The 20,165-nt window shown below is 45.2% G+C and carries 24 protein-coding genes and 1 riboswitch; of the genes, 7 read left to right on the plus strand and 17 right to left on the minus strand.

The window, feature by feature from the left end; all coding sequences use genetic code 11:
* Positions 1-227: 227 nt before the first annotated feature.
* The 5 genes from MJ764_RS08855 to MJ764_RS08875 form a co-directional block, all read right to left on the minus strand.
* The gene (locus MJ764_RS08855; RefSeq protein ID WP_239326218.1) at positions 228-1,070 is read right to left on the minus strand and encodes an aldo/keto reductase; all 843 of its coding nucleotides are present in this window, start codon (positions 1,068-1,070) and stop codon (positions 228-230) included.
* Between the two features lie 72 nt (positions 1,071-1,142).
* Positions 1,143-1,724, minus strand: coding sequence for a dehydroquinate synthase/iron-containing alcohol dehydrogenase family protein (locus tag MJ764_RS08860; RefSeq protein ID WP_420853945.1), 582 nt, complete (start codon positions 1,722-1,724; stop codon positions 1,143-1,145).
* Positions 1,725-1,765: 41 nt separating this feature from the next.
* Positions 1,766-2,287, minus strand: coding sequence for an iron-containing alcohol dehydrogenase (locus MJ764_RS08865; protein WP_239326220.1), 522 nt, complete (start codon positions 2,285-2,287; stop codon positions 1,766-1,768).
* A 37-nt stretch (positions 2,288-2,324) separates the two neighbouring features.
* Positions 2,325-3,143, minus strand: a complete 819-nt coding sequence (locus MJ764_RS08870; protein WP_239326222.1) for an SDR family oxidoreductase — start codon at positions 3,141-3,143, stop codon at positions 2,325-2,327.
* A 37-nt stretch (positions 3,144-3,180) separates the two neighbouring features.
* Positions 3,181-3,762 carry an NAD(P)H-binding protein gene (locus tag MJ764_RS08875; RefSeq protein WP_239326224.1) on the minus strand — a complete coding sequence of 194 codons (582 nt, stop codon included), beginning with the start codon at positions 3,760-3,762 and terminating at the stop codon, positions 3,181-3,183.
* A gap of 115 nt (positions 3,763-3,877) precedes the next feature.
* Here MJ764_RS08875 and MJ764_RS08880 point away from each other — a divergent pair, with 115 nt between their 5' ends.
* A complete protein-coding gene (locus MJ764_RS08880; protein ID WP_239326226.1) occupies positions 3,878-4,759 on the plus strand; it encodes a LysR family transcriptional regulator in 882 nt (293 codons plus the stop codon).
* A gap of 365 nt (positions 4,760-5,124) precedes the next feature.
* Here the strand turns inward: MJ764_RS08880 and MJ764_RS08885 are convergent, their stop codons facing one another.
* From MJ764_RS08885 to MJ764_RS08905, 5 genes are all read right to left on the minus strand, one after another.
* Positions 5,125-6,231 (minus strand): methyltransferase, encoded by a 1,107-nt coding sequence (locus tag MJ764_RS08885; RefSeq protein ID WP_239326228.1) that lies wholly within the window; start codon positions 6,229-6,231, stop codon positions 5,125-5,127.
* 165 nt (positions 6,232-6,396) lie between these two features.
* The gene (locus tag MJ764_RS08890) at positions 6,397-7,089 is read right to left on the minus strand and encodes a Bax inhibitor-1 family protein (RefSeq protein ID WP_239326230.1); all 693 of its coding nucleotides are present in this window, start codon (positions 7,087-7,089) and stop codon (positions 6,397-6,399) included.
* Positions 7,090-7,301: 212 nt separating this feature from the next.
* Positions 7,302-7,916, minus strand: a complete 615-nt coding sequence (locus MJ764_RS08895; RefSeq protein ID WP_239326232.1) for a 7-carboxy-7-deazaguanine synthase QueE — start codon at positions 7,914-7,916, stop codon at positions 7,302-7,304.
* Positions 7,913-8,341 (minus strand): 6-carboxytetrahydropterin synthase QueD, encoded by a 429-nt coding sequence (queD, locus tag MJ764_RS08900; protein WP_239326234.1) that lies wholly within the window; start codon positions 8,339-8,341, stop codon positions 7,913-7,915. The genes MJ764_RS08895 and queD overlap by 4 nt, the downstream gene beginning before the upstream one ends.
* Positions 8,342-8,427: 86 nt before the next feature.
* Positions 8,428-8,473: riboswitch (PreQ1 riboswitch) on the minus strand.
* Between the two features lie 115 nt (positions 8,474-8,588).
* Positions 8,589-10,256: an ABC1 kinase family protein gene (locus MJ764_RS08905; protein WP_239326236.1), complete on the minus strand. Its 1,668-nt coding sequence runs from the start codon at positions 10,254-10,256 to the stop codon at positions 8,589-8,591.
* Between the two features lie 74 nt (positions 10,257-10,330).
* Between MJ764_RS08905 and MJ764_RS08910 the strand changes: the two genes are divergently transcribed.
* Together MJ764_RS08910 and MJ764_RS08915 are read left to right on the plus strand one after the other, a co-directional pair.
* Positions 10,331-10,873 carry a C40 family peptidase gene (locus MJ764_RS08910; RefSeq protein WP_239326238.1) on the plus strand — a complete coding sequence of 181 codons (543 nt, stop codon included), beginning with the start codon at positions 10,331-10,333 and terminating at the stop codon, positions 10,871-10,873.
* Entirely contained in the window at positions 10,873-11,088 is a 216-nt protein-coding gene (locus MJ764_RS08915) for a hypothetical protein (RefSeq protein ID WP_239326240.1), read from the plus strand. Before MJ764_RS08910 ends, MJ764_RS08915 begins: the two co-directional genes overlap by 1 nt.
* A gap of 309 nt (positions 11,089-11,397) precedes the next feature.
* On the opposite strand, the gene MJ764_RS08920 is transcribed toward MJ764_RS08915, so the two are convergent.
* The 3 genes from MJ764_RS08920 to MJ764_RS08930 form a co-directional block, all read right to left on the minus strand.
* Positions 11,398-11,922 carry a hypothetical protein gene (locus MJ764_RS08920; RefSeq protein ID WP_239326242.1) on the minus strand — a complete coding sequence of 175 codons (525 nt, stop codon included), beginning with the start codon at positions 11,920-11,922 and terminating at the stop codon, positions 11,398-11,400.
* A 141-nt stretch (positions 11,923-12,063) separates the two neighbouring features.
* Complete coding sequence (locus MJ764_RS08925; protein WP_239326244.1) at positions 12,064-12,690, minus strand: BON domain-containing protein; 627 nt, start codon at positions 12,688-12,690, stop codon at positions 12,064-12,066.
* 31 nt (positions 12,691-12,721) lie between these two features.
* A complete protein-coding gene (locus MJ764_RS08930) occupies positions 12,722-13,309 on the minus strand; it encodes a D-sedoheptulose-7-phosphate isomerase (RefSeq protein WP_239326246.1) in 588 nt (195 codons plus the stop codon).
* A 260-nt stretch (positions 13,310-13,569) separates the two neighbouring features.
* Between MJ764_RS08930 and rsmI the strand changes: the two genes are divergently transcribed.
* Together rsmI and MJ764_RS08940 are read left to right on the plus strand one after the other, a co-directional pair.
* Positions 13,570-14,448 carry a 16S rRNA (cytidine(1402)-2'-O)-methyltransferase gene (gene rsmI, locus MJ764_RS08935; protein WP_239326248.1) on the plus strand — a complete coding sequence of 293 codons (879 nt, stop codon included), beginning with the start codon at positions 13,570-13,572 and terminating at the stop codon, positions 14,446-14,448.
* Positions 14,449-14,599: 151 nt separating this feature from the next.
* On the plus strand, positions 14,600-15,526 hold the full coding sequence (locus MJ764_RS08940; RefSeq protein WP_239326250.1) for a M23 family metallopeptidase: 927 nt from the start codon (positions 14,600-14,602) through the stop codon (positions 15,524-15,526).
* Positions 15,527-15,693: 167 nt separating this feature from the next.
* Here MJ764_RS08940 and MJ764_RS08945 read toward each other — a convergent pair whose 3' ends face one another.
* Positions 15,694-16,242 (minus strand): cysteine hydrolase family protein, encoded by a 549-nt coding sequence (locus MJ764_RS08945; RefSeq protein ID WP_239326252.1) that lies wholly within the window; start codon positions 16,240-16,242, stop codon positions 15,694-15,696.
* 66 nt (positions 16,243-16,308) lie between these two features.
* On the opposite strand from MJ764_RS08945, the gene MJ764_RS08950 reads away from it, so the two are divergent.
* A complete protein-coding gene (locus tag MJ764_RS08950; RefSeq protein WP_239326254.1) occupies positions 16,309-16,740 on the plus strand; it encodes an Lrp/AsnC family transcriptional regulator in 432 nt (143 codons plus the stop codon).
* Positions 16,741-16,763: 23 nt separating this feature from the next.
* Here the strand turns inward: MJ764_RS08950 and MJ764_RS08955 are convergent, their stop codons facing one another.
* Both MJ764_RS08955 and MJ764_RS08960 read right to left on the minus strand, forming a co-directional pair.
* Positions 16,764-17,339, minus strand: coding sequence for a hypothetical protein (locus tag MJ764_RS08955; protein ID WP_239326256.1), 576 nt, complete (start codon positions 17,337-17,339; stop codon positions 16,764-16,766).
* A 200-nt stretch (positions 17,340-17,539) separates the two neighbouring features.
* Entirely contained in the window at positions 17,540-18,175 is a 636-nt protein-coding gene (locus MJ764_RS08960; RefSeq protein WP_239326258.1) for a flavin prenyltransferase UbiX, read from the minus strand.
* Positions 18,176-18,430: 255 nt separating this feature from the next.
* On the opposite strand from MJ764_RS08960, the gene MJ764_RS08965 reads away from it, so the two are divergent.
* Complete coding sequence (locus MJ764_RS08965; RefSeq protein WP_239326260.1) at positions 18,431-18,910, plus strand: hypothetical protein; 480 nt, start codon at positions 18,431-18,433, stop codon at positions 18,908-18,910.
* Positions 18,911-19,000: 90 nt separating this feature from the next.
* Here the strand turns inward: MJ764_RS08965 and MJ764_RS08970 are convergent, their stop codons facing one another.
* A complete protein-coding gene (locus MJ764_RS08970) occupies positions 19,001-20,164 on the minus strand; it encodes an extracellular solute-binding protein (protein ID WP_239326262.1) in 1,164 nt (387 codons plus the stop codon).
* Position 20,165: the final 1 nt, after the last annotated feature.

The following is a 20,165-nucleotide window of genomic DNA, read 5'->3' on the forward strand; positions in this document are numbered from 1 at the left end:
AGCGAGTTCTAAAAGTCTTAATTTTGGTTTAATTATTTTTGCAGATTGATTCATTACTGACACGCCATTATTGGTTTGAAATACACTAAATGTCAGATTAAATAAAGACTATTAAATATAAAATTAGAGGTATCCGAACTATTAAAATTTGGTTATTACTCCTGACGGGTCTCAGCGATATAAGGTGGTTTATCTTATTCACTCTTTATATTGGTATTACTTTTTAATTATTGCAAAATAGACATAAACCACTCCACGGTTTTCGGATTCTGATGTGAGAAAAATAAGCTATGACCAGTATCTAAAGTGGCAATGCGTGCCATTTCTTGCTCTGAGAGGGTAAAGTTAAATACATCAAAGTTTTCTTTCATTCTTGCTTTTTGGGTAGATTTGGGGATGACAATAATGCCGTTTTGAATCAGAAAACGCAGTGCAATTTGAGCAACTGATTTTTGGTGGGTTTTGCCGATTTCAATAAGTACCGAGTTTTGAAAGAAATTATTTTTACCTTCGGCAAATGGCCCCCACGATATTATTTGCGTATTCAGCTTTTGCATTACTTCGCGTGCTACTTTTTGTTGTTGAAATACATGTGTTTCAATTTGATTCACTGCTGGTTTTATACGAACAAAATGTTCTAAATCAATAAGGCGATCGGGGTAAAAATTGCTGACACCAATGGCTTTAACCTTGCCTTGTTCGTAAGCATCTTCCATTGCGCGGTAAGTGCCATAGTAATCATTAAATGGCTGATGGATTAACAGTAAATCAATATAATCTGTCTTTAATTTACGTAATGATTCTGCGATCGATTGTTTGGCTTTTTCGTAGCCAGCGCTGGTGATCCATATTTTGGTGGTAATAAATAGTTCTTGGCGCGGAATGCCGCATTTTATTATGGCATTGCCAACTTGTTCTTCGTTGCCATATGCTTGTGCGGTATCAATCGCGCGATAGCCGACACTAATTGCATCCAATACGCATTGTTCACACGCTTCGGAGGGAATCTGGTATACGCCATAACCGAGAATTGGCATTTTTATGCCGTTGTTTAATGTGATATTTTCCAAACTATCTCTCTTTCTTTCACTGAATAACTATTAAGGGTGATTTAAACTGGGCGATTGCTCAATTTAACATGATTATTTGGCTAAATTTAAAATAGTGGCAATAATTTGATGGTTATAGACGTCACTCATTTGCCAATCAATGGCATTTTGCGCTGCGTTGTTAATGATCAGGTTTAGATCATGTTGGTTGATATTAAGCTGCTCTAGTGTGGTTGGGGTGCCTATTTTGTTAAACCATGCTTTTAATGCTTCAATACCTTGCTCAGCCGTTGATAAGCCAAAAATCTCTTTGGCAAAGCGCTGAAACTGTTTTGGATTGCGCTTGTGGTACCATGTCATCCAAGCTGGCATTACTACTGATAATCCGGCACCATGTGGTACATCGCAGATTGCACTCATGCCATGTTCAATCATATGGTTGGGATAGCTAAATCCTGCTGTGCCCAGATAGGTTAGACCATTTAAGGCCAGTGTTGCCGCCCAGGCAAATTCGCCACGTGCGTCTAAATCGGTGGGGTGTTGTAATAGTTGTTCGGTGGTGCGAATTACGGTTTTAATATTGGCTTCGATTTGTAAATTAATTAGTTCGGGTTGCTCTGTTGCTGTGAAATATCCTTCGATGGAATGGGCAATTATATCGGCCGCTGAATACACTAGATAATCAGGGCTGATGGTTATTTGCAGTTTTGGGTTGATTACTGAAACTTTAGGAAACAGGCTAAAACCATGGATTGGGTATTTTGTTTGGTTTTTTCATTGGTGACAACGCCGCCATTGTTCATTTCACTGCCGGTTGCCGCTAAGGTCATGACATCGAAAATGTTAAGTGCTTTTGTGACCTCTGTGCCGGTAAAGAAGTCCCATACATCTGCGTCGTATAGACTGCCAGCGGCAATGGCTTTTGCACTGTCTAGGCATGAGCCGCCACCAATACTGAGTACGCTGTCGGCACCAAATTTTTTGGCGATGGTGATTCCTTCGTGCACCTTGCTTAAGACGGGATTACTTTTAATTTTGCTACACTCGGTGAATTCAATGCCGTTTTCACGCAGGCTGGCGGTAATATCGTTAAATAAACCGGATTGTTTGATGCGGCCACTACCGAAGACAATTAATACTTTTTTGGCACCGAATTCTTGCATGTAATGGCCGATATTTTTCTCTTTATCGATACCAAATTCTATGCGCGTTGGGTTTTGAAAGCTGAATTGATGCATGATTTATTCCTTTGTCTAATATTTTGTTTATTAAGAGTTAGTCTTTGGCATCCCACCAGAATTTTGCTGTCGCGCCGCCATCAATTAGTAAGTCACTGCCGGTAATATAAGCACCTTTTTCGGACATGATGAGTTCGGCTAGATTGGCGACTTCATCAGGAGAACCGCCACGACCTGCTGGTAATTCTTGTAACATTTTGCGATAAAAGGCTTTACGTTCGCCATTGAGTTCGTCGTTGGCTAATGGGGTGTGGATAATGCCGGCACTGATACAGTTTATTCTTGCGCCACGGCGTCCCCATTTAACGGCTTGAGCCTGTACTCTTAAGGTATTGCCTCGTTTAGCCAGTTGATAGGCTTTTAAGCTATCATTGACCTGTTTGATAAAGGGTAAATCGAGTAAGGCTTCTGTGGGTGTTAAGGCTAGGGCTTTAGTTTGTGCAAATGTCAGTGGTTCCAGTCGATGTGATGATTGTGAGCCAATGACTAAAGCTGCACTGCCTTTTGCCATTACTTTGCTGAATGAATCTAATAAAAGGGCATTGCCGTATAAATCGACTTCAAATATCCGTTGTGCGGTGGCTTGTGAAGGGGATAGTCCGGCTGTATTAACTAAGCCCATTATTTTGCCTAATTTTGTGGCTGTTTCGACCAGTTGATTAACTGATTCGCGATTGGATACATCGCAAGCGATAGTATGTACGTTGAATCCGGCATTACGCAGCTCTTGAGCCTGTTTTTCGGCCTGTTCAATTTTTATGTCGGCTAACAGCAATTGTTTGCCTACTGCAATCCGGCGGACGATTGCTATGCCTATGGCACCTGATCCGGTTAATACAATGATTTCTTTTGACATGATTGATCTCCGTTTTAGCCAGTTGCTCCGCTGGTCATTACACTTTTGCTATGCCTAAGCTTTCTCGTACCGCATATTCTGGATTTTGGATTAATTTATTAATTAAGTTGGCAATGCTATGTCTAGAGACTTGCTGACCTTGGAATGCTTCGCCTTTGTGCGTTAATTGATAGTTAATTTCGGTATCATGGGTAAACCAGGCAGGACGAATGATGGTGTAATTTAAATCTGAATCTTCAATAATTTTTGCTGACTGGCGATAGGGGGCTAAGATTGAATCGGTCTCGGTGGCTGTTTCACTATAGATTCCCATGGAGCTAATCCAGATCAGGCGTTTTAGCTGTTGCTGATGCATGGCTTGCACTATATTTTTGGCCATGGTTTCAAGTTGTCCGGCTAAGTTGGCGTAAACGATGTCCTGGCCTGGCAGGATTTTCTCTAATTGGGTTAGGCTTGTGGCATCCCCCTGAACAATTGTTACTCTGTTATCAGCTAATGGCATGAGTTCGTGTGTATGGCGGGCAAACAGGGTTAATTTAATTTCTGGATTTTGTAATAAGACGGGAATAACGACTTTGGGTAAGCTGCCACTAGCGCCAAGTATTAATATATTTTTCATTCAGCTTGTCTGTTGAATTGGAATAATTTTATTTTAGCGACGGCTTTTATTGAGATAAATGGGGGGGGGGGTGTTTTATAGTGTAGTGAATTAAATTCATTAATAGGATGCGATTATGTATAACCTAAATGAGTTAAATTACTTTATTACTGTGGCACAGGCTACCAGCTTTGTAAAAGCGGGGAAATTATTGGGGATTAGTTCTTCGGCACTTAGTCATAGTATGCGAAAGCTGGAGAATCGATTGAATTTGCGCTTATTTAATCGAAATACGCGTAATGTGTCGCTGACGGAGGCGGGAGAACAATTATATCGACAAATTTCACCGTTATTCGATTCTATCAATCAGGAGGTTAATGCGTTAAGCCATTTTATCAATACGCCATCGGGAACGATCAGGATTAATGCGCCAAGTATTGCTGTAGAACATGTTATTTATCCTAAATTACGCGATTTTTTGCCGCGTTATCCACTAATCAGGGTTGAAATTCAAGCTGATAATAGCTGGGCTGATATTGTTAAACAAGGTTTTGATATGGGATGTCGTTTGGGTGACGATATTGCTAAGGAAACGATTGCTGTAAAAATATCTTCCCCTTTGAGTATGGTTTTAGTTGCTAGTCCGGAATATTTAGCAGGAAAAGTGCCACCGAAGCAAATTAAAGATTTAGATAAGCACCGTCTAATCGGGATGAGAATATCCGCTCAACACGGCACTGAATTACCATGGGAATTTATGGAACATGGGAAAATGGTTAAGTATTGTCCGCATTCGAATTTTGTGATTAATAATCATTTACGTAAGCAGGCAGTTTTAGATGGTTTGGGTATTACCTGGCTTGCCAGAATGGATGTAGAGCAGGAGCTGGTTTCGGGTGAGTTAGTTGAACTATTAGCAGAATTTGCTATTACATATGATTCTTTTTATCTTTACTATCCAAGCCGCAAAGGTCATTCAAATGTTTTTAAGTTGGTTATTGATGCGTTAAAGTGTTAGTGATAAGTGGGGGGGCGAGGTAGAAAGGTTATTTTTTATGGGTATTGGGTTGATACACTAATTATTTTATTGCGTTCTCGCCAAAATATTAGACGGTTGTCACTTTTATAAATTGTTTGTTGTGGTAATACGCTGCTTCACATGTTTGTGGTGCTATCCAGCCATTGGTGACACACCGCAAACTCGGTAATAGATTTCAATATATTCAGATGGTGCTTTGTTTTCCTATTGCTATGTTGGGTAATGACGGCCACGAATAATATGGGTTTTAGTGTGTGAAAAAACGTTCAGTGACCGCATTGCCGCAACAGTTTGCTGTGCTTCTTATATTTCGTTTGAGCCTATACTGGTGCAAATAGCTGTTTTTATTTGGCTGCTAGTTGCCACAGGGAGGTGATTTCGCGGTTACGGGCACTGGCGAGGGCATGATGCTGCTGGCGTGCTTTCGGGTGCTGGGGTTGGATATCGGTTTTGTGAATAAGCTTTAGTCCAGCGGTGTTTATCCATTGCTCTAATGCTTCTGCTGGACGTAAACCCAGATGTTCGGCGATATCCGACATGATTAGCCATACTTGTCCATGCGGGGTAAGGTGGTTTTTGGTGTGGCTAAGAAATGTTTGTAGCATTTGGTGTCCCGGGTCGTACAGTGCGGTTTCGATATCGCAGCTTGGTTTGGCGGGTAGCCATGGCGGGTTACAGATGATGAGGTCTGCGCTGCCGCTGGGAAACAGGCTGGTGTGTTGAATATGAATTTGTTCGGTTAATCCTAAACGCTGTATGTTGGCTTGGGCGCAGGCAATGGCGCGGGTGCTGTTATCGGTGGCTGTGATGTGGGGTATGCCGCGCTGTGCCAGTATGGCTGCCAGTACGCCGCTGCCGGTGCCGATGTCCCATGCTGTGTGGCAGGGGGCTGGTAGTTTGGCTTGAGCAACGAGTTCGAGATATTCTCCGCGTACCGGTGAAAAAACGCCATATGAGACATGGATTTTTTGCCCGTTCAGCGCCGGAATGGCTACGCCGGTTTTATGCCATTCATAGGCACCGATGTAGCCCAGTAGCAGGTGCAGGGGTAAGAGCAGGGTGTGCTGATTGGGGCTGCCGAAGACGTCGCTAAGGACGGCGGCAACATTGGGTGCGCGGCTGTTTTTAAGCAAGCCATTGGGCTGGATTTCTAGCAGTAGCTGCTGAAACAGGCGGCTGTGCTGTGCCTGTTGCAGGCGGTGTTTGTGAAAATCGGTATGGGTGCGGGCTTTGCTGTGGACGCGCTTTTTGATTGCGGCCAGTAGTTGTTTGCCCTGATGGTAATCACCGCGCCACAGTAGTGCTGTGTTCTGGCGCATTAGATGCAGTGCCTGTTCAGCGCTGATCTGGCTGATTGTTTGTATGTGGCTGGGCGCTGGATGGCGGCTGTCACCACCCCAGATAGCCTGTACGTTCTGGCCGTGTTCTGTCCAGTGAATGGTTTCGTTCATGTTGGTCTATTATGTAAAAGGCTATTATAAGAGAATGAGGTGTTAAATGGGGTGTGTGGGTAAAGATGTAGCTATGCGCGCTTTGCGGATATGTTTGCGATTAAATAAAAAAACTGCCTGAATTTCCATTGGATTCAGGCAGTTTTGTGGTTGATATGGGGTTTGTTAGCGATCATCCATAATGGCCAGCAGGATGTGTACCAGACTGGTAAAGATGTTGTACAGGGAGATGAAGAGGGTTAATGCGGCGCTGGTTGCGCTGTCTTCACCACCGGCGATAACGGTGCGGATTTGCCACATAATCATGAGTGAGCTGAAGATGACAAAACCTGCTGAAATGGTTAAGGACAGGGCAGGTATTTGCAGGAACATGTTTAGTATCATGCCAATGATTAAGACAACTGCACCTACGAGCAGGAACTGGCCGATGCCATTCATGTCAGATTTTGAACGGTGGGCAATGGTTGCCATGGTAAGGAATACGCCTGCTGTCATCATGGCCGCCATACCGACAATCTGGCTTCCGATGGGAGAGGCTAGAGCGAATTGTAAAAGCGGGGAGACAAAAAATCCGATACCGAAAGTGAATACCATCAGCAGGGCAATACCTACGTTGTTGTAACGGTTTTTTTCAATGGCGAAACTCAGTCCATAAGCGAAGATAAGGAAAGCGACAACCGACAGCCATGAGTTGCTGAACAGGGAGTAAAAGTTTACGGAAGCACCAGCATAGGCACCGGCAGCACAAGGCAGGAAGGATATACCAAGCAAGGCATAAGCTTTACGCAAGACAACTGCCTGTTGGCTTTCGCTTGCTTGCCCTAGTTGGGTGAAATCGTAATTGTTATGAGGCCGCATAAAAAGGATTCTCCATAATTTTGTTGGTAAATAATTTCTCAGGTTGATTATATTGTAACAATTGTTGGCATAAATGCACAGTGTAGATGCATTGTTACGATAAAAGTATTGATTTTAATTTTGGTGTAAGTTGTGTTGATTATGATATCAGGCTGATTTGTGTTTTTTCAATGGTGCTGAATGCAGACGCTATATGCAATAGGTTATGGGCGTTATTCGATATTGGCCAGTTTATGGGTTTGCAGGCTGAGTAACCATTTGTTGCTGTGCCGGTGCTGGTTGAGTTTACCAAGTGTCTGTAGGGTGGTGAGCATGTTGAAGTGATTATTTTGTTCGCATGGGGAGAGAAAGTAGTGTCTGGCCTGAATATGCTGTTCGATTTTTAGGCAGAATTCGATGAATTCTGGGTGGTCTTCTACGACGATGCGTACTTCATCAGCCTGATTCTGTGCTGGGAATGGGTAGTGCTGGCGGTAGTGAAATTTGGGGCTTAGGGCGATGTAGTCGATGTGCGGGTCGATGATGCCCAAGCCGTTACTTTCTATGGCGAGATAGTAGTTTTCCTGTTTGAGCTCATGTAAGAGTATGGGCAGTTTTTTGTGGATGGTAGGTTCGCCGCCGGTAATGATGATGTTTTTGCTCTGATACTGGTGAACGGTGTCGAGGATGTGTGGCAGGGACATGCTTTGGTAGTGCATGAAATCGGTATCGCACCACGGGCATTTGAGGTTGCAGGCGGCCAGACGGATGAAAATGGCAGGCATGCCGGTATTGTAGCCTTCGCCCTGGAGGGATTCGAAGATTTCGACGATGTTAAACTGGGTCATGGCTTGGTATTCTGGTATTCGCAATAGGAGGTAGGCGTTTCCCACAGGGTGATTTTGGATACGGGTAGATAGGGTGTTAACTGATTGAAAATAAAGCAGCTCATGCTTTCGGCTGTGGTGCGGCAAGGGAAGGCAAATACTTTACGCTGCATTTGTTCAAGCAGGGCGGCAATTTTGCATTCGTTGCTATTGGTTTCATCATACAGATAGGCGTGATCAAGCTGGCTGATGATGTGCTGGTTGATGATGGTTTTGATGTCGGCGAAATCCATCACCATTTCTTTACTGGAACCTTGTGAGTGCAGTGGGCTGCTGACTTCAACAATCAGGCGATAGGTATGGCCGTGTAGGTTGTGACATTTGCCCTGATGGCCATCAAGCATGTGGCAGGCATCGAATTGAAATTCTTTAGCGATTTTGAACATATTTCCTCGATTTTACTGGCTGATGAACAGAAATTTGCAGGGTAGTAGAGGAAATATTTTTGTATGCAGCGGATACATGTGTAGTAAGACTCCTAGTTTTTTTGCGTGGGATGGGTTGCGAACCACGTGGTTATTTGGTTGTTAATAACGCATTGTGCAGTTTGATAGGGTTTATTCTGCTTAAGCGGTTATTTTAATGGAGTTCACTGCTTTCTAACAGGGGGTAGATTTGGTCTGTGAGTATGATTTAGTGTCGTCCTGAACGCCAGATTGACCAGATTACCCACAGGCTGTTGCTGAATGCCAGCAGATAGCCAACTAGTCCGAAAAACGATAGGCCGAATACTTTCGGGCCGGCGTTGATGCTCATGACTATGGATGAACCAATGATAAGTGCAGCTGTAACTATGCCCATGGTCAGGCGATTAACTACTTTGTCCAACTGGTTGTTGAGTTTGTCGATGTGCTGAATATTGAGGCTGACGGGCAGTTGGCCGTGCTGGATGCGTTTGCTCAGGCGTAGCAGGTTTTGCGGTAAGGTGTCTATTAGCTGAGCTAGCAGATGTAGCTGCATTTTGCTGTGGCGCCAGAATGTATGTGTGTTAAAACGGTGGCGAAGTACGTTTTGAATGGTGCTCTGGGCATGGTTTAACAGTTCAAAGTCGCCATCTATTTGTTTGATAACGCCATCGAGGGTTATCAGGCATTTAAACAGGATGACGAGGTCGGCTGGCAGGGTAAGGCCGTGTTCTCGGATAATATGAGTGATATCATTGATAATCTGGCTGATACGCAGTTCGCTGCTGTTGAGCTGCTCGTAGTTGAGCAGCATTTCCAGTACGTCGCTACCGAGCTGGTCTTCGTTGATGGTTTCTCCTTGTGCCCAGTTGGACAGGACATATTGCAGGGCAAACTGGTCGCGCTCGAGCAGGGCATGAATCAGAGTGATGATTTCCTGATGACGCTGCTGGCTAAGCTGGCCAACTAGTCCGAAGTCGATCAGGGTGATGCAGCCATTATTTCGTACTAAAATGTTCCCTGGATGTGGGTCGGCATGAAATATGCCATGTTGTAATATCATGTCGAGTATGATGTCGACCAGTTTGGCGGCGAGGTTATGCCGCTGTTGTTTGCTCCAGCTGGTGAGGATGATATTTTTAAGTAAAGTATCGTCAATATATTCTTGTACCAGTATTTGACGGTTAGAATACGCCGCGTAAGTTTGGGGTATGTGGATTTGCTGCTGATGGTTGTACAGGCGGGCAAAATGTTGCATATTGCGACGTTCAGCAGACAGATCGGTTTCTTTTTCCAGTGAGCGGGCAAAGTATCGCACCATTTGTACCGGATAGTAGCGTCTGGATTCGGGTATTTCCGACTCGAGTAGTTGTGCTATGTAGTTGAGAATGTGTAGGTCGGCTGTAACGGTTGACTCAATGCCCGGTCGCTTGACTTTAATGGCAACCTGTTCGCCGCTGGTAAGTGTGGCGCGGTGAACCTGCGCTATGGATGCGCTGCCGACAGGTTGTGCGTCTATATGGCTGAAGATGCTGTCCAGTGGCTGGTCGAGCTGAGCTTGAATGATGTTTCTTATATCTGATATGGGAAGAGGGTGTATGTTGTTTTGCAGATGGGCAAATTCTTCTGTCCATTCTTCTCCGAAAACATCTACACGGGTAGCCAGTACTTGCCCCAGTTTGATGAATGTTGGCCCAAGCTCTTCAAAGGCGAGCCGGACTCGCTGTGGTGTGCTCAGATAGCGCTGGTATTGACCAGATGGGTCGGAATGTTTGTGCCAGCGTATTGGTAATTTAATACGAACAAGAAATTCGCCAAGGCCGTGTTTGGCCAGAATGGTGAGAATTTCGCGCATACGCGCCCAATCGCTGATGCGGGATGAATTGGGTGAAAACATATTGAAGATGTCCCAAACAATGGCTGTTTACAGGATAGCAGAATTGTTTGATGAATAGATGGAATAATGTTGGCATGAAGTGGATAAAAACATTAATGAAAACGGCAACGGTATGCCTGTGTGCCAATTTCATTTTGATTACGCCAGTAATGGCAGCGCCTGACGAGGGTCTGGATAACGCTGCACTGGAACGTTTGATTCGTGAGCGGACTGCTGCTACGCCGGCTGTGCGTACGGGTGATGACGCCAGTGACCTGATTATGAACGCGATGGGTTTGCTGGGCGTAGCTTATCATTTTGGTGGAAATTCACCCACTAGCGGGCTGGATTGCAGTGGTTTTATGCAATATATTTTCCGGAGGAGTATGGGCGTTACGTTGCCGCGCAGCTCTCGTCAGATGGCTACGGTAGGTGAGGCAGTCAGCCGGGCTGGTTTGCAGCCGGGTGATCTGGTGTTTTTCAGCCCTGGTCGTGGTGGAATTTCACATGTGGGTATGTATATTGGTAATGGCCGGATGATTCATGCACCACGTACGGGCAAGAATATTGAAATTACCAGTATTGAACAGGGATACTGGGCTCGTGCTTTTGTGACGGCGCGCAGGGTGAAACATTGATGAAGCCTTTACCTCCGATGCCCAGATGGGTGGATGATGCGGGTAATGTTGTCTCTTGCACTGAAAAAATTAAGGTGATGCAGCAGAATATGCAGGAGATTTACGAGCTGGCACAGGAAGCCTTTGAAGACGGGTTGCTGATGGGGTGTCAGGAAAAGCAGTTGCGTGCTTATCTGGCCGAGCTGATGGCCACGTTGGAAAACCCTTATCAGTAATAGGCATTGCATTGATAAGGGGTTGGGTATTTTCTGAGTCTAAACCGAGTATAGGGCTGCAATATTGATATTGCAGCAGGCTTCGTCTGCGCAGGATTTTTGTTTAATACCATTGTGGTGTGCAATTTAGGTTGTACATTACAACGGGTTTTTGTTGTCTGTATTCTCTGGCTTGCACAGATTTTTGCTATTTGTTCAGATAAGGCTGGTAGTCGGCTATGGATATCTGTACTACTGCATTTTATGTAATCAATAATAACGCCCATCTTTCTGGATGGGCGCAGTTGTTTGCAGTAGATAGTGGTTTTTTTAAAACAGATTATCTAAGGGTTTGCCGTTAGTATCATTGGCTGCCGGTTTTGGTTTTGCTGCTGGTGCTGTGGCGGCAGGTGTGTTTGGATTGCTGTCTCTGTCGGTGTCTGCCGGTACATTGGTTGGTACCAGTTGCTGTATTTCCTCTGCATCTGGTGTTGCTGTGGGTTTTGTGCTGTTTCTAGCAGATGTTGCATCGGTAGCTGGTGCAGAGGCAGCGTTCATGTCTTCGCTGTCCAAGGTGGCTGTAACGGCCGGATTGGGAATAAATATTGGTGACTGGACGCTGTTGTTTGCGCCCGGTGCGCCTGTTGGTGTCAGTATTTCGAAGCTGGTCTGTGAAGCATAGCTGGTGGTTTCTGGTGCGGTATTCAGAACCCGCCAAGCGTGGAAGACAAACCAGACTACAACAATGGCCAGAATCAGAAACAGGCTTAGCAGGATTTTACTGAAGGTACTCAGACCAGCTTTGACCGCGATTTTTTTGTTTTTTGTTTTGGGGGCGGTGGATTTAGTGCTCATGATTTGCTCATCCTTTTGGGGATATAGTCTTGTATAAGGCGGCTATTATACGCAAATTTTCGTTTACGCTTATCAGATGCTGGCTGTTTGTTGCTGCTACAGTCTGCTGTGTATGATTTTGTTGCAGCAGACTGTCGGGTATCAAGGAGTTACCTGTGTGCTGTTTGGGGTGCTTTCAAAGGTCTGGTACAGGGTAACCACTTTCTGTACTCCTGATGTTGTACTAATGGCGGTTGTAGCTGCCTGCTGCTCAGCTGGTGTCAAAATGCCCATTACGTAGGTTACGCCATTATAGGTAACCACTTTGACATGCTTCGGAAATACGCCCTTTGCGTTCAGTAGGTTGGAACGGATTTTTGAAGTAATCCACGTATCATCGGTAACATGATTCAATTTACGGCTTTGGCTAGCTATATCAATGTAGTTATAAATTTTTTGCGCTGCCGGCTGTGCTTGGGCTACGCGTTCGACCAGATTTTTATCGTTTTCATTGGCAACCAGACCAAGCAGCAGGATTTGCCGGTTGTAGCTGATAACTGACAATGTAGGCTGGAATTTGCTTTGCTGTGCCTGACTGTTTAGATAGGACATAGCGCCATCAAGGATGCGTACTTCCATTATTTTGTCATCGGTTTGTGCGCCGGTAGTACGCCGGTCGATAGCGGAAAGAGTACCAACAGTGGCACCGCCAACGAGAACAGCAGGGCATCCGGTTAGAGTGGTGGTCAGACACAGCCCAAGTGCTAGGGCAGAAAAGTATTTTTTCATGAGATACACCTGTAAATTGAGTTGTTGTTGGTTATAAACCACCCAGCAATAAGTGGTCAATCTGTGCGCACAGAGCGTGAATGGTTACCTGATGCGCTTCCAGTACGCGCAGGGGATGGTCACCGGGTACATTCAGCCAGAGGTCGTCATCGCGTAACAGACTGGCCACTTCCCCACCGCTTCCACCGGTGATGGCCAGTACGCGCATATCGCGTTCGTGTGCGGTTTTAATTGCATTAACCAGATTGATACTCTGGCCATCTGCGGATAGGACACAGAGCATATCATGTTGTTTGCCTAGTGCATGAATCTGCTTGGCAAACAGGTTGTTGGGCTCGCTGTTGGTTAATGCGCTGAGTACGGAGGGATTATTGCACAGGGATAATGCAGCCAGTGCCATGCGTTCCTGTTGCAGGCGGGTAACCATGTAGGCTGCCAATGTATTGGCCAGAGATGCATAGGCGCCATTGCCGGCAATAAGCAGTTTGCCATCACTCATCAAGGCCATCAGGATTCCCTGGGCAACTTCGGCAATTGGTTCTGCCAGTAAATCTGCGCATTCGTTCAGAAGCTGGGCGCTATCGGCAAAATGTTGATGGACGGAGATGGATTCTGTCATATAAATTAAAGTGTTAATTAATGCGGATGCAGGCAATGTGCTTTGTGTTCTGGTTCATATTACACAGTGCCAGAGCAATATGCCGGGTTTCAGGCAGTTTGGCTACTGAAGCAGTATCTGGTCTGTGTATGGGCATAGCTGTTATGCATTAATACTGGAACACCGTGACATCGTGGTATAGTAATAACTTCAGGCTGTCTGCTGCTAAGTTGTCAGTTTGAAACCTTATATTAAAATTGAACCAGATTACGGATTGATGAATGCAAGCCCATTATCAGAAAGCTGTTGCCAGCATTGTACCGCAAACCCTTTATGTAGTGGCTACTCCGATAGGTAATCTGGCTGATCTGAGTTTTCGTGCTCTTGCAATACTGTCTCGCGCTGATTTAATTTGTGCGGAGGATACGCGGGTAACTCAGCAATTACTGCGCGCTTATGGTCTTTCGGCACGACTGATTAGTGTGCGTGAACAGAACGAGCAAAGTATGGCGGAACGGATCATTGCTGCTCTGGCTGCTGGGCAGGTAGTGGCGCAGGTTTCTGATGCTGGTACGCCGGCTGTTTGTGATCCCGGCGCGCGGCTGGTAACGCGAGTGCGCGAGGCTGGTTATCAGGTATTACCGGTAGCTGGGCCCAGTGCAGTGATGACGGCTTTGAGTGTGGCTGGGGTAACACAGTCGGATTTTTACTTTGCCGGTTTTTTACCGGCAAAAAGTGGTGAACGGCAGCAGCGCCTACAGGATTGGCAGGAGGTATCCTATCCCGTGGTGATGTTTGAAACACCGCACCGGATTACTGATACGCTGGCACAAATGGCATTATTGTATCCTCAGCGCAGTCTGATGCTAGCACGTGAAATCAGTAAAACCCATGAAACCTATTTATGTGGGACAGTGGCGCAGATTCAGACAATTTTGCATGAGGATGCTAATCAGAAACGCGGTGAAATGGTACTGGTGCTACATCCGGCACTAATAGAAAAAAATGCTGATTTATCGTCTGAGGCTATTCGTGTGATGCAGATTCTGGCGCAGGAGCTGCCCACCAAGCAGGCTGCTGTACTAGCGGCACAGATTAGTGGCGAAAATAAAAAGGCTTTGTATGACTGGGCAATTGCTGCTAAAAAATTGTCAGAATGAACACAATTATTTGGGCATGTTAAAATAGTCTATGCTTGATGCTATTTTACACAATGCCAAGCATTGTTTATGATATTGTCTGAATTGGCTGTTGCCGCCGCTGTTGCGCTGGCTCCCCTCTGAATATTGCATTGATTTAAGGTAAACCGTGATGTTGAAAAAAAACGTGATTCGTTCCGGCTGGTGTTTGCTGGTGCTGGCATTAAGTGCCTGTACTCTTTTCAAACAACCGGCAGCACCGACAGAAACGGGCAGCAGCGAAGCTGGTACTGCTGCTACCACTGCCGATAATCCATATGGTTCCGCTCCCTATACTCCACCGGCAAATACTACTCCGGCCTATACACCCAATGCTGGTATGTCCACTGGTTATGTAGGCAATTATTCGCCGGTAGATATTAATGCCGCTACGCATACAGTACAGCGTGGTGATACGGTATTTAACATTTCAAAACGTTACCAGATTACTCAGGATAATTTGCGTTCATGGAACAATATAATTGATAACAATATCAAGCTGGGACAGGTATTGCGGGTAAAACCGGCTGGTTATGTAGCACCGGCTGGCAGCAGAAACACAACAACTACTGTGACTACTCCGGTAAGTACACCGAATGTGAGCACAACTACCAGCACCACCACGACAACTACGCCATCTAGCTCTACTACAGTATCAACCAGTAAAACTGTTAGCACTGGCGGTGTGCGCAGTGTAAGCGGTATTGAATGGCAGCGTCCAACTGCGGGCAGTATTTTGCAAAGCTATGGTGGTAGTAGTAAAGGGATTGATTATGGCGGCAGTGCCGGCCAGTCGGTAGTGGCTGCGGCCTCCGGTAAGGTGGTATATGCCGGTAATGGTTTGCGCGGTTATGGTAATCTGATTATTGTGCAGCATAATCAGACTTATCTGACGGCTTATGGTAATAATCAGAGTATTCTGGTGAAAGAAGGCCAGCAGGTAAAACGTGGCCAGCAGATTGCCACTATGGGTAATACTGATGCCAAACGTACTCAATTGCATTTTGAATTGCGTGAGAATGGTCAGCCACAAGACCCGAGTCGTTTCCTGCCAATGTAAGTATCTGGTTGCTAAATAATTCTGTTTGTTGTAACAGGCACCGGTCACTGAATACTGTATCAGCGACCGGTGCCGTTTTATTGTAAACCTGTTTATCTTGTTGAAGTGACGTAATAAATAGGTGTAATTTTTATAACATAAATTACTTGCTGGAACAAAATGGTGAATTATTGGCGTATAAATTGTTCCGCAGATTGTACTTTGGCAAAAGTGGTGAGTGCTGCTAGAAAGCTGTTGTGAACATCTGATGCTTTGGTAAGTGTGCCATTGAATTCTAGATCACGGGTGGTACAACCATCTGCAATCAAAATGGGGTGATAACCAAGTTCTGTCGCGCAACGGGTAGTGGAGTCAATGCACATATGCGTCATCATGCCACAGATAACCAATTGTTCGATGCTCTGCTGCTGAAGCTGTTGATGCAGATCTGTTTGCCAGAAGCTGTTAGGGTGATTTTTAAGAATGATAAATTCGTTTTGGCTGGCTAGGGGCAGTAATTGCGAATGTAAGGCCACACCGTGGCTTTCAGGCAGGAAAAAGGTTGCGTTTTTTCTGATATTGATATGCTGGATATAAAAAACAGGTAGCTGGTGCTGGCGAAAATGTTCACGCAGTTTTAATATTTTTTCTAATGCTTTTTGTGGCTGATACAGCTCCATTTTACCTTGTTCAAAGTAGTCGTTTTGTACATCAATGATTATCAATGACTGTTTCATTATATTTTTTCGGTTGTTTTTGGTGATTCCATTATGCGCTGCTATGGCTTTTGACGGAACAGGCTGATGAAAACAGTCAATACTATTTATTTTCAGGATGAAAGTATGGATAAAAAGGACAGGGCAATTCTGGATTTGCTGAAAAGCAATAGCCGTTTATCGTGGAAAGAAATTGGTGAAAAGGTTTTTCTCAGCGGGCAGGCGGTAGGTTTGCGGGTACAGAATCTGGTAGATAGCGGGGTGATTGAGCGTTTTACTGTGGCCGAACATTATCCGTCTGAGCAATTTATAACGATTTACATGGATAACAGCCAGTTTGCTGAATTTGAACAGCTGGTAAGTAGTTTTGCTGCGGTACAGGCCATTTATAAAATTACCGGTGATGGCTGTTATTTTATCCATGCAACTTTCGCGGCGCAGGAGTTGGAACAATTTTTGCAACAGATTACGCTTTATGCTCGCTATAAGGTGAACCACAGTCTGCGCAGGCTACTTTAGGCTGATAAAGCTGGAATGCTGGTTTACGGCCGATTGCAGATTGTCAGTATGGTGCTTTCTGTCAGACACAGGTTATGCGCAAAATGCAGGCTGTTGTGTATCAGGCCCTTATCTTCTTCACACAGGGTTTCCGTTTCAATAATCAGCATCTGTTCGGGGCGGCTGGCGTGCAGGCTCATGCGCATCTGTGCCTGAGTAAACGGCAGATTATGTTTTTGCGCAAAACTGCGGGCACGGCTATTGGCGGTTTTCAGCATCGGAATCAGAGTAATGTCGAGATGGAAAATTCTAACCCCCATCACTAGTATGCGTGCAGCAAACCAGTCTGCTTCTTCACTGATGATATCTGGGGTAGGCTGGTCAAAACCAAGCCGTTGTGCGGCAATTAACATGGCCACCAGACGCAGTTGTGGAATGAGTGCTTCGCTGAGCATAAATGTTGTCTGAAACTGTGGCTGTAGCTGGCACAGGTCACTGCGGTGCTGGTTGCCATCAACTATCATGTACCAGCGTTGAAGTTGTGGTACCGGTGCGGCTAATTGTTGTAATTGTTTCAATGATGAAGCAGACATTTTGTTCTCCAGTATTTGTTTATACATTTTTAATGCCTTTTAGTTTGAGGCGTTTAGGGCAATAAAAAAACCGCCTCGGATTGGCCGGGCGGTTCACTTTTTATTTTGCTAACAGGTTTTAAATAAACGCAAAAAAGCACCGCACCGAGGTGTGGTACCAATAATAAGCAAAAGAGAAAGTGATTACGTTTTTCATTGTTAAACCATAAAACATTCTGAGTGGAATGTCAAGAATTATTTTCTGTACCCCAGCGAGCAATTAACTGATGCGGAATCCGCAGTTGATCCAGAATGCGAGCCACTACGAAATCTACCATATCTTCAATGCTTTTGGGGTGCTGATAGAAGCCTGATACTGGTGGCAGGATAGATACGCCTAAACGTGCCAGCTTAAGCATATTTTCCAGATGAATTGCTGATAATGGCGTTTCACGCGGCACGATAATCAGCGGACGGTTTTCTTTAATGGAAACATCGGCGGCGCGTTCAAGCAGATGGTCTGAAGTGCCGGCAGCAATGGCCGCCACGCAACCCATACTGGCCGGACAGATGATCATTGCATCAGCGGGGTTGGAGCCGGAGGCGGGCGGAGCAAACCATTCATCGCGGCCAAATACGGTAAGCATGGATGGGTCGACTGCGTATTCTGCACATAATGCTGCGGTACATTGTTTGGCATTGGTAGGTAAATGCCAGTTGATTTCCTGCTGGGCGACTATCTGGGCTGCCTGTGAATACAGTAGCCAGACTTTGATATTGGCCTGCAACAGGCAGGACAGCAGTCGTTTGGCGTAGGGCATGCCCGAAGCTCCGGTTAAAGCCAGAGTAACGGTTTTGATGGGATTGGCGCTAGGAAAAATCATAATAAAACTAGTGTGTGTCCAGATATGCCTGTTATTATAGCGATTTTGTTTTCGATATAACATTTTGCATACGGCCGTTTTTATTCAGTTGAAAACAATTATCAGCCAATTGGGGCGCTATTGTCCTGATATTGCGACAGATTGATTAAGTTCAGACAGCCAGCAATGTTCTGTTGGAATAAAAATATTATTTGTCTGGATGATTGAAACCTAAATACGAATAATGGAAATATAAACATGTTGTGGAAAAAAATAATGTGGTGGCCATGCCTGTACGCTAGCCTGTTGATGGGGTGCGCTCAGGTAACTCCCCATGTTGTAGAAGAGCGTAAATGCGATTCGAAGGCTGTAGCAAGGGCACTATTGCAGCCTAGCCAGTCTTCAGGTGAACTGGGCTTCCGCTGTGTGGCAGTGGCGAGAGATGTACCGGTGCTCAAACCTGAACGTACAGCACTACCTGATGCCAGTCTGAGTATTAACCGGCCGGCAATTGAGGTGAGTAAGTGCTTGCACGATAAATTACAGTCTCGCTTTAATTTGCCACGGGAATTTTACAAAATCAGCTCTTATCCTAATGGCAGCCAGACTCTGGCACTGGTGAATCCGTTTACGCAGGTGGAAGGCTTGCAGATAGATGTGCTTAAAGCGGGTATGTCGCAAAGTATGGTCAATGTTTATTCTAATGGTACGACATTATCAGAGGCATGGAAGAAGTTTCCTGAGTTGTGTCGTTAGGCAGTATTGTGCTTTGATGTGGCTGCAATAAGTGCAATAAACCCCTCATTTCTGAGGGGCGTGCTGTCAGGCTGCTATTAGTCTGTACGACTATTTACCTGCCTTGAGATTTTGCCATAAGCGCAATTCATATTTCAGGGTTTCGGATTTGGCCGGCAGAACCAGATAGCTATTGGCCAGAACTTCATCTGATGGGAAAATACTGTTGTCTTCACGGTATTCTTTTTTCATCAGCTCTTTAGCCGGCTGACTGGATGGCGCATAGGTGACGTAGTTGGCGTTTCTGGCGGCAATTTGTGGTTCCAGAGTCCAGTTCAAGTAGCGATAGGCATTTTTTAGGTTGGCTGCATCTTTGGGTATGGTGAGTGTATCTACCCACAGGGAAACCCCCTGAGTTGGTACCAGCACGACAATATCTTTCTTGCCGGTTGCTTCCAGCCGGCGTCGTTTGGCAATATTCAAATCACCACCAAAGCCGATGGCCACACAAACATCGCCACGTGCCAAGTCATCGATATAGCCGGAAGAAGAGTAGCGCAATACATTGCTACGGTTGGCTTTGATGATATTGGCAGCAATGTCGATATCATCTTTGTTCTGACTGTTTGGGTCTTTGCCGGCATAGTGCAGTGCCAGTGGAATCATTTCTACCGGACTGTCCATATAGCTGATACCACAATTTTTCAGTTTGTTGGTATATTCTGGGTTGAAAACCAAATCCCAGTTGTTATCCGGTAATGGGGTGTCACCGAGAGCAGCATTGACTTTCTCAGTATTAATTGCAATGGTATTCATACCCCAGTAATTGGGTATGGCATACTGATTGCCCGGGTCCACGTCTTTTAATAAATCAAGTAATTTCGGATTGATGTATTTCCAGTTTGGTAACTGGTTTTTGTCCAGTGGCTGATAGGCTCCGGCTTTAATCTGGCGGCCAACAAAAGAGTTGGATGGCCCGACAATATCGTAACCCGATTGTCCGGTAAGAATTTTACTTTCCAGCGTTTCGTCACTGTCATAAAAGTTGTAGGTAACTTTTACGCCGTATTTTTTTTCAAATTCACTAATGGTTTTGGGGTCTACATAATCTGACCAGTTGTATATTTTTAATGTTTTGGTATCGCTTAAAATGCCGGTATTGCTGGCTGCCGCAGCAGAAGCTGCTTGCGGATTGCTGTTATCATGTGAACCGCTGCATGCGGTCAGAATACATAAAATCAAACCGGATAAACTCAGGCAGGCTGTGTTTTTCATG

The organism is Snodgrassella gandavensis (assembly GCF_914768025.1).
GTDB classification, from domain to species: Bacteria; Pseudomonadota; Gammaproteobacteria; order Burkholderiales; family Neisseriaceae; genus Snodgrassella; species Snodgrassella gandavensis.

What these genes read in the sequence shown, in the direction of transcription:
- MJ764_RS08865 (WP_239326220.1), bottom strand. Translation starts at nt 2,287, where the DNA reads ATGCATCAATTCAGCTTTCAAAACCCAACGCGCATAGAATTTGGTATC.
- MJ764_RS08870 (WP_239326222.1), bottom strand. Translation starts at nt 3,143, where the DNA reads ATGTCAAAAGAAATCATTGTATTAACCGGATCAGGTGCCATAGGCATA.
- MJ764_RS08875 (WP_239326224.1), bottom strand. Translation starts at nt 3,762, where the DNA reads ATGAAAAATATATTAATACTTGGCGCTAGTGGCAGCTTACCCAAAGTC.
- MJ764_RS08880 (WP_239326226.1), top strand. Translation starts at nt 3,878, where the DNA reads ATGTATAACCTAAATGAGTTAAATTACTTTATTACTGTGGCACAGGCT.
- MJ764_RS08885 (WP_239326228.1), bottom strand. Translation starts at nt 6,231, where the DNA reads ATGAACGAAACCATTCACTGGACAGAACACGGCCAGAACGTACAGGCT.
- MJ764_RS08890 (WP_239326230.1), bottom strand. Translation starts at nt 7,089, where the DNA reads ATGCGGCCTCATAACAATTACGATTTCACCCAACTAGGGCAAGCAAGC.
- MJ764_RS08895 (WP_239326232.1), bottom strand. Translation starts at nt 7,916, where the DNA reads ATGACCCAGTTTAACATCGTCGAAATCTTCGAATCCCTCCAGGGCGAA.
- queD (WP_239326234.1), bottom strand. Translation starts at nt 8,341, where the DNA reads ATGTTCAAAATCGCTAAAGAATTTCAATTCGATGCCTGCCACATGCTT.
- MJ764_RS08905 (WP_239326236.1), bottom strand. Translation starts at nt 10,256, where the DNA reads ATGTTTTCACCCAATTCATCCCGCATCAGCGATTGGGCGCGTATGCGC.
- MJ764_RS08910 (WP_239326238.1), top strand. Translation starts at nt 10,331, where the DNA reads ATGAAGTGGATAAAAACATTAATGAAAACGGCAACGGTATGCCTGTGT.
- MJ764_RS08915 (WP_239326240.1), top strand. Translation starts at nt 10,873, where the DNA reads ATGAAGCCTTTACCTCCGATGCCCAGATGGGTGGATGATGCGGGTAAT.
- MJ764_RS08920 (WP_239326242.1), bottom strand. Translation starts at nt 11,922, where the DNA reads ATGAGCACTAAATCCACCGCCCCCAAAACAAAAAACAAAAAAATCGCG.
- MJ764_RS08925 (WP_239326244.1), bottom strand. Translation starts at nt 12,690, where the DNA reads ATGAAAAAATACTTTTCTGCCCTAGCACTTGGGCTGTGTCTGACCACC.
- MJ764_RS08930 (WP_239326246.1), bottom strand. Translation starts at nt 13,309, where the DNA reads ATGACAGAATCCATCTCCGTCCATCAACATTTTGCCGATAGCGCCCAG.
- rsmI (WP_239326248.1), top strand. Translation starts at nt 13,570, where the DNA reads ATGCAAGCCCATTATCAGAAAGCTGTTGCCAGCATTGTACCGCAAACC.
- MJ764_RS08940 (WP_239326250.1), top strand. Translation starts at nt 14,600, where the DNA reads ATGTTGAAAAAAAACGTGATTCGTTCCGGCTGGTGTTTGCTGGTGCTG.
- MJ764_RS08945 (WP_239326252.1), bottom strand. Translation starts at nt 16,242, where the DNA reads ATGAAACAGTCATTGATAATCATTGATGTACAAAACGACTACTTTGAA.
- MJ764_RS08950 (WP_239326254.1), top strand. Translation starts at nt 16,309, where the DNA reads ATGAAAACAGTCAATACTATTTATTTTCAGGATGAAAGTATGGATAAA.
- MJ764_RS08955 (WP_239326256.1), bottom strand. Translation starts at nt 17,339, where the DNA reads ATGTATAAACAAATACTGGAGAACAAAATGTCTGCTTCATCATTGAAA.
- MJ764_RS08960 (WP_239326258.1), bottom strand. Translation starts at nt 18,175, where the DNA reads ATGATTTTTCCTAGCGCCAATCCCATCAAAACCGTTACTCTGGCTTTA.
- MJ764_RS08965 (WP_239326260.1), top strand. Translation starts at nt 18,431, where the DNA reads ATGTGGTGGCCATGCCTGTACGCTAGCCTGTTGATGGGGTGCGCTCAG.
- MJ764_RS08970 (WP_239326262.1), bottom strand. Translation starts at nt 20,164, where the DNA reads ATGAAAAACACAGCCTGCCTGAGTTTATCCGGTTTGATTTTATGTATT.